11 protein-coding genes are annotated in these 14,811 nt (G+C 50.1%); 9 read left to right on the top strand and 2 right to left on the bottom strand.

Going from position 1 to position 14,811, the window contains the following annotated elements:
• Positions 1 to 8: 8 nt before the first annotated feature.
• Positions 9 to 1,694 carry a beta-N-acetylhexosaminidase gene (nagZ, locus tag P364_RS0122625; RefSeq protein WP_029881224.1) on the top strand — a complete coding sequence of 562 codons (1,686 nt, stop codon included), beginning with the start codon at positions 9 to 11 and terminating at the stop codon, positions 1,692 to 1,694.
• A 120-nt stretch (positions 1,695 to 1,814) separates the two neighbouring features.
• On the opposite strand, the gene P364_RS36305 is transcribed toward nagZ, so the two are convergent.
• On the bottom strand, positions 1,815 to 3,248 hold the full coding sequence (locus tag P364_RS36305) for a serine hydrolase (protein WP_024632346.1): 1,434 nt from the start codon (positions 3,246 to 3,248) through the stop codon (positions 1,815 to 1,817).
• 229 nt (positions 3,249 to 3,477) lie between these two features.
• Here P364_RS36305 and P364_RS0122615 point away from each other — a divergent pair, with 229 nt between their 5' ends.
• The 8 genes from P364_RS0122615 to P364_RS0122580 all read left to right on the top strand — a co-directional run bounded on the left by P364_RS0122615 (position 3,478) and on the right by P364_RS0122580 (position 13,755).
• The gene (locus P364_RS0122615) at positions 3,478 to 5,451 is read left to right on the top strand and encodes a methyl-accepting chemotaxis protein (protein ID WP_024632345.1); all 1,974 of its coding nucleotides are present in this window, start codon (positions 3,478 to 3,480) and stop codon (positions 5,449 to 5,451) included.
• A gap of 284 nt (positions 5,452 to 5,735) precedes the next feature.
• Positions 5,736 to 6,410, top strand: coding sequence for an AzlC family ABC transporter permease (locus tag P364_RS0122610; protein ID WP_052016728.1), 675 nt, complete (start codon positions 5,736 to 5,738; stop codon positions 6,408 to 6,410).
• The gene (locus tag P364_RS0122605; protein WP_024632343.1) at positions 6,401 to 6,730 is read left to right on the top strand and encodes an AzlD domain-containing protein; all 330 of its coding nucleotides are present in this window, start codon (positions 6,401 to 6,403) and stop codon (positions 6,728 to 6,730) included. Before P364_RS0122610 ends, P364_RS0122605 begins: the two co-directional genes overlap by 10 nt.
• Positions 6,731 to 6,826: 96 nt before the next feature.
• Positions 6,827 to 7,630, top strand: a complete 804-nt coding sequence (locus P364_RS0122600; RefSeq protein ID WP_024632342.1) for an NAD-dependent epimerase/dehydratase family protein — start codon at positions 6,827 to 6,829, stop codon at positions 7,628 to 7,630.
• A gap of 107 nt (positions 7,631 to 7,737) precedes the next feature.
• Positions 7,738 to 8,394: an SGNH/GDSL hydrolase family protein gene (locus tag P364_RS0122595; protein WP_024632341.1), complete on the top strand. Its 657-nt coding sequence runs from the start codon at positions 7,738 to 7,740 to the stop codon at positions 8,392 to 8,394.
• Positions 8,395 to 8,618: 224 nt separating this feature from the next.
• Complete coding sequence (locus tag P364_RS0122590) at positions 8,619 to 10,643, top strand: heparinase II/III family protein (protein ID WP_024632340.1); 2,025 nt, start codon at positions 8,619 to 8,621, stop codon at positions 10,641 to 10,643.
• A gap of 19 nt (positions 10,644 to 10,662) precedes the next feature.
• Positions 10,663 to 12,603: a hypothetical protein gene (locus P364_RS0122585; protein WP_024632339.1), complete on the top strand. Its 1,941-nt coding sequence runs from the start codon at positions 10,663 to 10,665 to the stop codon at positions 12,601 to 12,603.
• A gap of 15 nt (positions 12,604 to 12,618) precedes the next feature.
• Positions 12,619 to 13,755 carry a glycoside hydrolase family 88 protein gene (locus P364_RS0122580; protein ID WP_024632338.1) on the top strand — a complete coding sequence of 379 codons (1,137 nt, stop codon included), beginning with the start codon at positions 12,619 to 12,621 and terminating at the stop codon, positions 13,753 to 13,755.
• A 137-nt stretch (positions 13,756 to 13,892) separates the two neighbouring features.
• Here the strand turns inward: P364_RS0122580 and P364_RS0122575 are convergent, their stop codons facing one another.
• Positions 13,893 to 14,639 carry a class I SAM-dependent methyltransferase gene (locus P364_RS0122575; RefSeq protein ID WP_024632337.1) on the bottom strand — a complete coding sequence of 249 codons (747 nt, stop codon included), beginning with the start codon at positions 14,637 to 14,639 and terminating at the stop codon, positions 13,893 to 13,895.
• Positions 14,640 to 14,811 lie beyond the last annotated feature (172 nt).

Here is a 14,811-nt window from a genome sequence, read left to right as displayed (position 1 = left end):
GGCATGGAATGAGTGGGCAAAACGAGCTATACCCATTGAAGCTGGAACAGATGACCCTGCGCGAGAAAATCGGTCAAATGCTGCTTTGCGGCTTTCATGGCACTGAAGCTGCTGGTGATGTAGATGACTTTCTCCGAAAGTATCCCATCGGCGGTGTGATTTATTTTGCGCGTAACGTGGAGTCACCGGAGCAGGTGGAGCGGCTATCGTCGGGCCTGCAACGGATTGCTGTCGATAGCGGTAATGTGCCGCTCTGGATATCCATTGATCAGGAGGGCGGCATGGTAGCCCGGATCACCGAAGGGATCGCCCTGATGCCGGGACAGATGGCAATTGCCGCAGCAGGCTCCCTCGAGGATGCATATCAGGCAAGCTACATCAGTGGTGTGGAGCTAAGATCCATGGGCATAAATATGAACTTTGCTCCGGTTCTGGATGTAAACAATAACGCTGCCAATCCGGTAATTGGTGTGCGTTCATTTGGGGAATCACCGCAGTCCGTCGCAGCGTACGGAGCCAGGAGTATTGCAGGAGTACAGGATGCTGGTATTTCCGCGACAGCCAAACATTTCCCGGGGCACGGGGATACCGATACGGATTCACATCTGGATCTTCCGGTCATCACCCATACTCGGGAACGGGTAGATCGTGTGGAACTGATTCCGTTCCGGGCTGCCATAGCGGCAGGTGTCGATGCAATGATGTCAGCACATATTTATTTTCCGGCCCTTGAGCCGGAGCGTCTGCCTGTAACGCTATCGCGGGCCGTCTTAAGTGGGTTGCTTCGTCAGGAACTGGGTTATGAAGGTATGATTGTGACAGACTGCATGGAGATGGACGCGATTGCCGCCAACTATGGTACGGTTGATGCAGCTGTGATGGCGGTGGAGGCCGGCGCGGATCTGGTGTTGATCAGCCACACAGCTCATCTTCAGGCAGGGGCATTTGAAGCGCTGCTGGCAGCCGTGCAGAGCGGGCGAATCAGTGAGGCTCGCATCGACGAATCTGTAACTCGGCTGCTGAAGTACAAAGCGAAACGAGGTCTGCTGGAGAATGGAATGGGCGCAGGTAATGATGAAGTGCATGATGAGGTAGCGACTTCGCTCTCTGCTGAGGCTTTTACTGATCCAGCTTCATTTAGGCGCCAAGAGCGTAACCATTCGTTACACCAAGAAGTGGCCCGACGAATCAGTGAGAACAGCATCACGCTGGTTCGTGACCAATTGAACATGCTGCCTTTGAAGCCGCAACGTACGCTGGTCATAACGGTTGCTACAGCAGTAACGACGATTGCCGACGAACAGCTGACTCAGGTGGTTACCCTAGGCTCCGCTTTGTCGCATTGCGGTCTGGATGTGGTCGATGTAACCGTCACGCCAGAGGAAGTTGCCATTCGTTCTGCCCATCTGCTTCAAGCTGCGGAAGAGGATGACATTCGCCAGATCATAGTGGGAACATATAACGCAGGCAGTGCCTCTGGTGATCCGCAATGCAGGCTGATCGGCTGGCTGAAGCAATTGGGCAAGCAGCTGGCTGTTGTGGCGCTTCGCAGCCCCTACGATCTGCTGGCGATCCCGGAGGTGCAGGTCTATGTGGCTGCGTACGAGAGCCGCCCGCTTGCCATGGATAGCGTCGCTCGGGCGCTTATGGGGCGTATTCCTTTTGCCGGGAAGCTTCCCGTATCCATAAAATAGACAGACGTTAAATGACGAGCGAAGCGAAAGTGTGATTCTGAATTTGAAGAAATAGATAGCAGAAGGGACGATCCAATAATGGACCGTCCCTTCTGCTATTATCTAATGAGTAAAAGGATATTATTGCAGATTCAGTGCCTGAGCTGTCTTAACCTCGACCTCATCCATAAGTGAAGTCATATCCATACCCGCATGATTACCGAGAAGAATAATCGTAATATCATCTGTTAAATTACGTGAGAAGGCTGTGGCAAAACCACCACCGCTGCCGTTGTGGAAGACGGTACGATTCTGATCGTTCTCCTTGAGAATCCAGGCGTAGCCATAATTTTTATCCGAATACGGCTCATACATCTGTTCAATCGTATCCTGACTCAAAATTTTGTCCGTGTACAGCGCCCGATCCCACTTCAGCAGATCATCCACGGTGGAGTAAATTGTTCCTGAACCTGATTGTGAAACATAATAAGGCGCAGGCACCCACTGTTTATTCTTCGCAACGAATCCGCTATTCGTATGGACCTTACGGGAAGCTTCTCCAGAGTTCTTCATGCCGAGCGGCTTCAAAATGGTCTGCTGCACATAGTCGGCATAACTTATGCCGGACACCTGTTCAATAACATAGGCCAGCAGAACATAACCACTATTACTGTACAAATAGGCACTACCGGGTTCGAATTTTAATGTTTTGTGCCGAATTTCTTCTACCGTTTCTTCCAATGAAGTGCCTTCACCCCGTCCGAAGGCGGATGGAAGACCCGAAGTCTGGGATAACAGCATATGGAGCGTGATCTGATCTCCCTTGGGTATGCCGGTGATATACTTGGAGATCGGATCTTGCACATTCAGCTTTCCTTTTTCCACCAAGCTGAGAATGGAGGCTGCAGTGAAAGATTTGCTCAGAGAGGCGATTCTGGTCTTCTGATCTGGACGATTGAGCGTCTGTTCATCCGCCAGTCCATAGCCTTGGCGAAGAAGGACTTCTCCATTGCGGGCAATCAGAGCCATGCCTGGAAAATCGATTTCGCGCAAATAGCGGTCTACACTGGCGACTTGACTGTTTAATAGGCTTACTTTGTCTGTCTCAATATTAACACTCATCTGACCAGAGGCTGTACGTTGTACTTTAATATCTGCCTTGAGTGCATTGGCAAGTGCGCGGACAGGTAACATCAGGGTGCCGTTAATCGTGCGAGATTCGACACCGGAGGACAGATGAACATGGTTAACTTGGATGAAGTCACTGCCCGCCTGATGAACCAGCTTGTCTTGACCAAGTGTAATGGTAGCCGTTTTGGTACGAGCTTCCCACTTCAAGGTGCCATTTACAGAGGTAACAACATCTCGCAGTGGAACATACGTTGTACCTTTCAATACAAGGGGGGCGTTTATCCACGATTGCTCTTGACCATTCACTTCAATGTGAACTGTTTGCGCCTCTTGTGCTGCGGCTGCTGTGAAACTGGTTTGTCCTAGAACAGGTCCTGCACAAAGAATGAGGGCGAACAGAATACGGAACATGGATGAATATAATCTGGATACAGGTCGTTGCACATGTGACTTGCGTAAGATTCGAATCCTCTCCTTCCAATCGTTTCATAGATAACCAGCTTATGAGCATTGTAAACGATCTCGTAGAGAGGGTCAAAACGGGGAAGGAGCATCATTTTCTATTATCCTAACAAAAATAATGTAATTTCGATTGATTTTAATATTCATACATAATATTTTTACTACGTTTGTCCGATAAAAAAGGGTGAAGATGATGATGGGGGATATTTAAATGAAGAAAAGGATTCGCAATTGGTTTACATTAACGGTTAAGAAACGTCTGATCGCTGCACTGCTTCTGTTCCTGATTGTGCCGAGCATTAGCGTGGGATGGTTATCTTATTTAAAAGCAGCAGACCAGGTCAGGGAAGAAATCATTCATTCTGCACAGGCCAAAACGGAAATGCTCAGTCTGCAGATTAGTCAGATGTTGGATATGGAGAAAGATAACGCAGCGCAGTTCGCCGCCGGTATTACTTCAGCAGATATTATTAATAAATCCCCTGCTCTTCAAAGGCAGATGGACCGGATGTCCAAGAATCACAAAGAACTGGGTGTGCTCACCGCAGGTGCCGAAGATGGCAGCTGGATGAAATCGCCTGACCCCGGACAGCAGATCTATGATCCACGGGAACGCAGCTGGTATACAATGGGGATGTCACAGGATGAGCCAATTATCTCGGATACGTTCCAGTCGGTAACCACGGGTGAATGGGTTGTGACTGCGGCTGCAAAGCTGTCTGACGGTAAAGGGGTCTTCGGTGCCAATGTAAGTCTCAACCACTTAAAAGAATCTGTTGATAAGATACATATTGGTGAAAAAGGAAAACTGTATATGCTGGACAACGGCGGAAAGTTTCTGTTCCATTACAATATCGAATCTGGTGTGCAGTCCAATGAGAGCTACATTAATGAGATGTATACGAAAGACCAAGGAACTGTAAAGTACACGTATGATGGACAAGAGCTGGAAGCTGTGTTCTTTACGAATCCCGCGACGGGTTGGAAAATAGTTGGTGAGATCGTTCCTTCCGAAGCAGCCGATGCCGTAAGACCGATCTTGATCCGTGCATACACTCTTGTTGGAACATCACTGATCATTGGTATTATTCTGCTTGTGTTCATTATTCGGAGCATACACCGTCCATTGTTGCAGCTAACACAGGCAGCATCGAAAGTGAGCGCAGGGGATCTGACAGTTCGGGTGGGCTTGCAGCGTCGCGATGAGTTCGGACAACTCGGGGCAAGCTTCGATACTATGACCTCCTCGCTGCGCAACGTTCTGGGCGAAGTACATGATACATCGAGCCAGCTGGCGGCATCCTCTGAGGAGCTGATGGCGAGTTCTGAACAGACATCCAGGGCAACCGAACAGGTTGCTGAGCTGATGCAGGATGCAGCGTCAGGAACGAACAAACAAAACGCCAGTCTCGCCGCAACGGGGCAACTTGTGGGTGAAATGTCTATTGGGGTCAAAGAAATCTCATCGAGTGCCGAAGAGGCCGCTCGTATTGCTGTTGAAGCATCTACCAAGTCCGAAGCGGGTATGGTTACGGTGGAAGAGGCGGTTGCTCATATTCAGAAGGTGAATGATGAGAGTGAAGCCATGGCTGCGGTCATTCAGGATCTTCGAGCGAAAAATGAAGAGATCATTGAGATTGTAGCCGAAATTACTGCTATTGCGAAGCAGACCAATATTCTTGCCTTGAACGCATCCATTGAAGCGTCCAGAGCAGGTGAACAGGGTCGGGGCTTCGCTGTGGTTGCCAATGAAGTGAAGTTGCTGGCAAACAATTCGGGCAGTGCGGCCGAGCGCATTAATGAACTGATGCGTGAGATGCATGAGAAAACGAATGCGGTACAATCTACCTTTGCCCGTACGGGAGAAGGCATGATCAAGGGTTCCCAAATGATTACGGAAGCGGGAGAGGCTTTTCAAAATATCCGTAGTGCTGTGCAATTGGTTGCTGCTCAAGCTGGAGAAGTGTCGGCAGCTTCCCGTCAGATTGATGGAGGCATGAGTTATGTGACCAAGGAAGTCAATGAGACGATTGAATTATCCAATCAGATTGCCTCAGGAACGGAAGATGGCTCAGCTGCTGCACAGGAGCAGCTGGCTACAATGGAAGAGGTTGCGGCGTCTTCTGCGGCGTTGTCCCGTATGGCTGAAGATCTGCAAAGCATGATTGAACGATTCAAGTTATAGTGTAATAGCCATTCTCGAAGAAGACTGTGGGGTGTAACCCTGCAGTCTTTTTCTTGTTGGTGTACTTCGTTAATCATCGAATTATGAAGATTCGTAGCGGATCTGTTCTGTAAAAGGGGATCTGTCTCTCCCGGAACGTCTCATCCTGTGGTATATTTCTAAATTAAAAGTAATCCGCAGGATGTGGATTGAAATGGAAAGGGGATGCACCGGATTTGGACAAATCAATACCATTGACATCCGGGCCCGCAAATACCGAAGAGGTGCAGGATGATGCTACATTTATGCAAGGGGTCAAGGATTGTATTCCAACCCTGCTTGGCTATTTGAGTATTGGCTTTGCAGCGGGTGTCATTGAAATGACGGCAGGTCTTAGCCTGGCGGAAACGGCTCTGCTCAGTCTGATTCTGTATGCGGGATCGGCCCAGTTTATTGCCGCAGGCATGCTGGCATCAAATGGTTCAGCGATGGCCATTATTTTCACCATATTTTTCGTGAATCTGCGTCATTTGCTGCTGAGTGCAGCCGTATCGCCGTACTTCCGTCATCTGACGCCGCTTAAAAATATGTGGATCGGCTCGCTGCTCACCGACGAGTCCTTTGGCGTGGCGATGACGCGTGCGATTGGTAGGAAAACGCTGAGTGAGCGCTGGATGCACGGTCTGAACATTACAGCATATCTTAACTGGTTTGTGGCGAATATGGCGGGGGCTTATTTTGGTCGCTGGATAACCAATCCGGAGCGGCTTGGGCTGGATTTTGCCTTGCCTGCGATGTTTATCGGTCTGGTCGTACTTCAGCTGATGCAGCGCAAAAATAAAAAATTACACATCAATGTGGCGATCATCGCTGTTGTCTGTGTAATCTTCGCCAGCATGGCTTCGTTTGGCAGCATGAGTGTCATTGTGGCTGCGGTCATTGCGGCAACGATGGGAGTAGTGATGGAACGATGGAAGTAAGATGGGATGTATTTTGGATTATTATGGGTTCGGCTTTGTTAACGTTCATTCCGCGTGTATTGCCACTCATGCTGTTCAGCAAGATACAGATTCCGATGTGGCTGTTACGCTGGCTTGAATATGTACCCGTAGCGGTGATGGCGGCACTGATCGGTCAGGAATTGTTTATGGCGGACAACCAGTTGGTGCCGATTACGCAAAATGCAGCCCTCTGGGCAGCATTACCTACCATTGCCGTAGCAATCTGGACCCGGAGTCTGCTCGGAACGGTACTTGTCGGTATGGTGGCAATGATGATTTTACGGTACTTGATGGGTTAATATACGGGGTCTTTATTGGATCAGGTAAATCCTTCGCCCTTACGGTTAATAATGTCCTATAAGACCATAGTAAATAGGGCGAAGGGAGTTAGATCCATGAGTAAAACGAAGCACAGACTGTTGATTACGGGAGCGGCGGGAGTCGTTGGCCGCAGTCTGTTGGAGGGACTGAGGGAAAAGGGCAAGTATGATATCGTGGCTGCCGACCTTCATGATGATCCTCAATCAGGCATTGTAGCAATGGATGTGACAGATGGAGACCGTCTGAACGAGCTCATGCAGGGTGTTCAGACAGTGCTGCACATTGCTTGGGCCAAGGACGAGGAAGATTTTCTGGGCAAAGTTCTACCGATCAACGTAACAGGGGCCTATCATGTGTATGAAGCTGCAAGGTTGAACGGTGTACAGCGGGTTATTTTTGCAAGTTCAAATCATGCGACAGGGTTCTATCCAACAGGAGAGGATATTGAAGTGGATGATCCATATCGGCCAGACAGTTTCTATGGACTTAGCAAATGTTATATCGAACTGCTGGGACGATATTACGTGGATAAGCATGGCCTATCGTCATTCAACATTCGAATTGGCAATTTCTCGGGCGATGCGTATCCGCATTCTGAGCGTTCGGCACACATCTGGATCTCGCCCAGAGATATGGTTCAGCTTGCCGAGTGCTGCATTGAGGCGGATTCGAGCATGAAATATGTTAATCTATATGGCACTTCAGCGAATACGGACAATTATTATGATATTGGATATCTGGAACAGATGATTGGGTACCACCCGGAGGATGATGCGGCAGAGTTGTGGGACGAAGCGAAACGCAAGGGAACGCCGGATAAGCAAGACGAGACGGAATATCAGGGTGGAGGATATGTGGCGAAAGACCCGAAAGTCTGAAAAGTACCGTTCTGAAAACGCTATTTTCTCTTGCGTCCGAAAGGGATAAAATGGAGACTGAAGGGTTGAGGTTTTCATTTTACATACAGGAAGGAACGGTTTTGCTTATGAGTACACATTCATCCGTTATACTTTTTCAGGGAGACTCCATTACAGACGGGGGAAGATCGCGCAATGATGATCCGAATCATTTTCTCGGGCATGGCTATGCGTATCTGATCTCAAGCAAACTGGGTGTGGAACTTGCAGCCAAGCAGCCGACGTTCTATAACAGAGGACTCAGCGGGGATCGTGCTTCCGATCTGTATGCACGCTGGAACGAAGATACCTTTAGTCTGAAGCCGGATCTGATCAGCATTCTCATCGGTGTTAATGATGCCTGGCGTACCATGAATGGCGAACCCAGTGGAGTGACGGACCGTCTTGGACGTGCATATCGTCATTTGCTGGAGGAAACACGTGAAGTGATGCCGAATACTGGGCTGGTTTTAATGGAGCCGTTCATTCTTAAAACCGGAGCTACAGTAGAGCGTTGGGACACTTGGCAGGAGCGGATTGGACTCTATCAAAATCTGGTTCGCGAACTCGCCAGTGAGTTCGGGGCGGTCTGGGTACCACTGCAGCAAACGTTCGACGATGCTCTCGAACAAGCTGACGCTGCTTACTGGTTGTGGGATGGTGTGCATCCAACGGCAGCGGGTCATGAGCTTATCGCGCGTCAATGGTTGTCTGTTGTACAGAATTCTCCGCTTGCGATAGGTTAATAGACATTGGATTGAACTGGATTATCAAGTACGCACTAGCAAGCTTGATGTAACGAGGAACCCGGGTGGGTTCTTCGTTTTTTTCATATCTCGAAATAGGGATTCTGTGGTTAATTTGGTTGGATATGATGGATAACTCTTCAAATGTACAGAATTATCCGGTAAAATGAAATCGGTTACATATAATGAAGGTTTTGTATTCCATATAGATTAGGGTGGATTCAATGGAAAACACCAATCAAAGTAAGGAAAGTTCCATCCCGATGCCGGATTCTTCGGTCATTCAACGGGTGGTACATCGGATAACGAGCGGGGGACAGGGGGATCAGCATATCCAGCCTGCACCAACACGAGCTTCAGTCTGCTCTACGGATCGCATCGAACAGGCGTTACTCCAACCGGAGCTGGCTTCTTTTTATATCGATCTGAAAGCGTATGGGGAACGTGCCCTGAACGAAATCTTGCCTTCGCTATCATTTGGTCTTTATCGGAAGTTTGGGGACATAGGGGAACGAAAGTTGTATGAGGATGCGTACTTTGAACGCAGGGGACGTCTTGCGGCAATAGCGCTGCTCGCTGTGGATTCAAATGACGCGGGATGGATAGAGACATTGGGAGATATGTTGTGGGATGTATGTGGCGAGTATACATGGTGTTTGCCTGCACATTTGGGTACGGGGGGAGTGGAACAGGTCAACGGCAATATCGATCTGTTTGCCGCGGAGACGGTACATATGCTGGCCGAAATCGTGACGATTCACGCGGATCGACTGGATACACGCATCATCCAACGGATTAGGGCTGAGGCTGAGCGACGCATTTTCACTCCGCTCTATCGGGAGAAACGTGTATATCACTGGCAAGGTACAGATCATAACTGGTCTGCTGTGTGCAGCGGATGCTGTGGCATGGCTGGACTATTACTGCTGGAGGAAGAAGCAATTCTGACGGAATCGGTAAGTCAGACGATTCGATCCATGCAGGCATTTCTGAGTGGATATGGCATGGATGGTGGTTGTGCAGAAGGCATTGGTTACTGGGTATATGGGTTCGGCTATTTCGTCTATTATGCCGACATGCTGCGCGAATACAGTGAAGGTGAGTTGGATCTGCTGAATGGTTCGAAAATAGCGGCGATCGCAGCCTTCCCATTGCGTGTTCATCTGTCGGGTGGAACCTTCGTGAATTATTCGGATAGTGCGGAGCATCAAGAGATTCCTTCGGGCTTGCTTTCACTTCTGGCATCCCGTTTCGCTATAAAGGTGGATTTGCCGTTTCATATCCCTTTGTTTACTGATGATCCCTGTCATCGTTGGGGTCACCTGCTGCGCAACGTGCTGTGGAGCAGCTCGGCAATGTACCTTCAAGAAGCGGGGGCTGTTCCAGCGGAACGAGGGATCATTTTGGATGATTTGGGCTGGATGATTGCAAAAGGAGTGCTTGAATCTGCGAGCGCAGATGTTACCAGAGATGGACCTCTCACTACTGCTTTTTCCGTCAAGGCCGGGCATAACGATGAACCTCATAACCATAATGATCTTGGGCAATTTATGATCCATTGTGGTGGTGAAAACATTCTTTGTGATCCAGGAGCTGGGCTGTATACACAAGCTTATTTTGCTCCGGGCAGAGAGCAGTTGTTCCACATTAGCTCGTCTGGGCATAACGTTCCTCGCATAGAAGGAAAGGAGCAAAGCTCGGGACGTCAGGCGCAAGCACTGGTTCTTGAGGCGAAGGTTTCGGACGATGACTGTACACTGGATGCCTGTTTGGAACTGACAGCAGCTTATCCTGAAGCGGCTTCACTCGCCTGCTATACACGCCAGCTGCATTGGAGCAGTTCTGCTAAAGATATCGGGACCGTAGCAGAACTGCGTCTGAAGGATCGATTTCAATGGAAAAGCAGAGCGGCGTCTTCATCAAGCACGTTATTTTCGGTGGGAGAACAGCAACGGCCGAGTGTGACGGAGCGATTTATGAGCAGAAAGGTACCTGAAAGGGTACATGAGGGACATATTCAATGGCAGGGTGAACATGCGACGGTAGGGATGACGTATGATGCAATCCAATGGCAGGCTGATATAGAGATAATTAATACAGTGGATCATGATAATATGCCAGTTACATTCTATCGGACCTCCCTTGAATGGCGAGACCGGTCTGATAACGGCGATGTAAGAAGTGGAAGTGATGAAGTTAATCCGCTGGAAACGGTGTGTGAGCTGAAGTTCACGGTTGGACCCAAGTGAAAGATGGAGGTGAGCATACGTGAGTAAGTATACGTCCGCATCAACATATCCATGGAGAGATGCACTCGAAGATTACCGTACACTAGCGGAACAGGCGGGGCCTGTTCCTTCAGATGGTTGGAATCAGGCTCGCAAATTGTCCCTTGTGGAGAGTGTTGTTCGGGCTTATACACCTTATCAGGACAGTGAAGGCGCCATTATTGATCCATTCTCGAACGCGGAGCGATATTATTCCACGCCAGCTTATGCAATGGCTGCATCGGTTCTTGTTCAAGCGGGCCTAACGGATCTGCTTCCTTCAGCGGCATTGGCCCTGTCACACAGCATCGATGTTGTCGTGAAGGGATGTGCGCCGGATCATCACCCGGACTTTTTCCCCGTGTTGATGATGAGAGCATACATCCTGTTGAAGCCGTATATGCCTGAGCAGGCAAAAGTCTGGGCAAGTGCCCTTAAGAAAATTCAGCCTGAACAAGATTATGTCTTTACAATGAGCAAAATGAACAACCCCAATCGCATGATTAACTGGAACGCGATTATGATCTCCGGGGAGTATCTGCGCTGGAGAGAGCAGCTTGCCAGTGATGATACGGCGTGGATGGATCGTTATCTGGATCAGTATCATCTGCCACGGTTTACGGCGCTTGGACTGTATCAGGACGGACCGCTGGACCGACCAAATTGTCCATTTTCCTATGATATTGCGACGCGCTATCATCTGGATGTCATGCTTGAAGCGGGATATGACGGTTCATGTGCTGGTGAGCTGAAGGAACAATTACGTCATGGTGCATTCAGTACGCTGCTTACGCTGTCGCCGCTGGGAGAGATTCCTCCGCGTGGACGCAGCTCCCAACATCAATGGAATGAAGCGGCAGCAGCCTACGTATGTTCTGTTCATGCAACTCAGGCCTTACAGGCTGGAGATGCGATAATGGCTGGCGCATTCGCACGCGCGGCAAATCGGTGCTTCGAAGCTGTGGAGCGCTGGAAGATGGATGATAGGCGTCTGAAAATTGTTCGCAACGAGTACCCGCCCGAGGCACGCCACGGATACGAAATCTATACGAATCATACCACCTACAACTTGTGGACGGCAGCGGCACTGGCCCATGCCTGTCTCAGCAATCCTGTTGAAGATGTAACGGGCATACTCCTTCCTTCCGAGGTAGGCAGCAGGGTGTTGCAGGCCGATGGATGGTTTGAAACAATCATTGCCTCTGTACCAGGTCAACAAATGATCCTGCATACGGCAATGAATGATCCATACACGGTTCCCGGTCTTGTGCGGATACAACAGGCGGGATTACCGGGGCTGATCGGGCCCTCCGCTGCTGGACATGTGCAATCCGGTTTCACGGAGTTTGCTGAAGGGAAAGTTGGTCCGCTGAGCTACTGTCCTGCCTGGAAAACGGCAGATGGGAAATGGCACAGTCTTGCCGAGGGCATCCCGTCAGGTGTTGATTACGACCGGGATGCCGGGATTAATCCTGCCGATGGTGGGGGTTCGATTTTGCTTGAAACGGTAGATCAAGAGGTGAAAGATAATTCAGGCTCTCTAGGGGGAGATGACGGAAAACGTCAGGATCAGGTCAATGCGTTTACAGTGACATGGCTCGGCCCGCTAACCGGGATCGATTCACTGCGCACCCGTTATGTACAGCAGGGGGATTTACTCACTGTGACGTATGAATTCGACGGTGAACCTGAGGCTGTCGGAGCACTCATTCCATTAATGTTCAGTGATGGCCGTGAACAGGCTGTCATTACACTTTCCAGTCAGGCTGTGCGCAGCGAGTATCGTGGAGCTTATGTGGAATCCACCGTGTTGGACGAAGGAGCTACCATTCATCTCAAAGAACAGCCGATGGCGTCCCGCAACGGATTGCTGAAGGAAGCACGAATGGAAGTAATTAGCGGGCGAAGTATTATGTTTACGATCAGATTAGGAATCGATTAGAGGAGGGAAAGGTTTATGAATACATCAACATCAGTGACATGGCTGGAGGAAGCATGGCGGCAGGGAGCGGCCAAAATCATTCGCAATGCGCAGCGCATCAAGGATACATTTCCGCACACCGCCCCGCAGGGCATGTATGACCGGAATGATCCTGAATGGTGGACCGCCGGCTTCTGGCCGGGGCTGTTATGGCTTGTCTATGGCGAGTCGCCGGAGAGCGAAGCTGTCGCCCCGTTATACCGTTATGCCGAAAGCTGTGAGCGGCAATTGGAAGGTTGTCTGCGTGATCCCGAATCGGTGGATCACGATCTGGGGTTCATCTGGCTGCTTAGTGGCGTAGCCAACTACCGCCAGACAGGCAGCGCGGATGGTAGGCGGCGGGGAATGCTCGCCGCCAATCTGCTCGCTGCCCGCTTCAACGTGCGCGGTGAGTATATCCGCGCCTGGAACTTCAGCTCGTCAACGATGGATACGCGCGGCGTAGCCATCATTGACAGCATGATGAACCTGCCGCTGCTCTACTGGGCATCCGAGCAGAGCGGCGACCCTCGCTTCCGCTGGCTGGCGGAAGCGCATGCGGACACCGTGGCGCGCGAGTTCGTCCGCGCTGACGGGTCCATCTGCCACGTGGTGGAGTTCGATCCACTCACGGGGCAGAAGGTGCAGGAGCATGGCGGGCAGGGCCATGCTCCAGGTTCCGCCTGGGCGCGGGGCACCGCCTGGGCGCTGCACGGGTTTGCGCTGTCTTTCCGGTATACGGGCGAAGCCTGCTATCTGGAGACAGCGGAGCGAGCGGCCGATTTCTTCCTCGCCATGCTTGGCGAAGACATCGTGCCGCTGTGGGATTTCCGCGCACCTGCCGAGCATCAGGTGGCGTGGGACTCGTCCGCTTCGGCGATTGCCGCAAGCGGTCTGTTGGAGCTGGCGAAGCTGTCGCCGCGCGGTGAGGAATACAGAGCCGCGGCAGAGCGTATCCTCCACGGGCTGCATGAGAACTACAGCTCTGGTGAGACAGCAGCGGAAGAAGGTCTGATCATGCAGGGAACCGTGCATTATCCAGAGGGTCGAGGCTTGAATGTGCCGATTATATACGGCGATTATTTCTATATGGAGGCGCTGGCGAAGCTGCGTGGCTGTCCGGGTTTATTTTAGAAAAACAAAATTTAAGAACATCACACGTCGAGCAGCGAGTATGCGTGGGGGATGAGTATGCGGCCCGTCATACAACTGCTCGAGTGTGCCTGCCTCCCAGGGTGAAAAGGTATTTCTGTCTTGGAGGCGGAGCATACCTAAGTAGAAGCTGTAATGGAAGGGATCTTATAGATAGGCCACCGGGCTAATTCTTTGTTTCTATTAGAAATGACCTGGTAGAGATTCAATGGCTCCGGTTCACATGTTAGATCACACAGATTTATTTTTGATTTTTGATTTTTGATTTCAGGTGTGCGTCTTAAGATGACAAAGTCGGCCGAGGACTGATCGGGATATCGTTGAGGAATAATCTCCTGTACTTTGAACTCGGGATAGTCGAACAGATAATCAAAAATATTTCGATCCTCAATGGTCCTAACCCCTGAATTTCCGTTTTCTTTCAATCGAGTGTACAGCACGACCCACTCTGACGAAGAGTGCAGGATGTCGTAAAGGGTGTTGCGGAAATCCGTTTCATCCGTAATGTGATAGAGTACATCCAGACAGACGGTAAGATCCGCTTGCAGGAAACCGCGGTTAATCCACAGACCTGGCGTGTATAACATGAAGCTTTTGGAGGAATCGCTGGCAAACTTGGAGGCGCAGAGTCGTACCGACGAACCTGCCACATCGACACCCAGATACGTCTCATAATTCATATACTGCAGTTGATTTCCATCCCCGCACCCAAATTCAATGACGCTGGAGATACCCTCACGCTGAATCAGTCCGTTTACTACCTCTGCCTTGAATTCAGCCAGTACACCATAAGAACCTCTTCCCGATGTTTCGCCTGAGCTATACGTTTGTTCCCAATATCCTTTGTAATCAAAAGACTGACTCATGTTTCTCCCCCGATCATATGAAATAAAGTCAAAAATCCAGTGACTATACATAGGTTATGCGTAATATTTGCGGGTATGAATCCTTTGGAATTCGATAGGTCGGAAGGATGAATTCCCGCGGATTCCCCTTAAAATTCCCTGAAAGTCTAAACATCTGGAAAGAACTTGCCGA

Source organism: Paenibacillus sp. MAEPY2 (assembly GCF_000499205.1).
Taxonomy (GTDB): Bacteria; Bacillota; Bacilli; order Paenibacillales; family Paenibacillaceae; genus Paenibacillus; species Paenibacillus vandeheii.
Note: the sequence above shows the minus strand (reverse complement) of the source record. Positions and strands in the feature narration are given on the sequence as shown.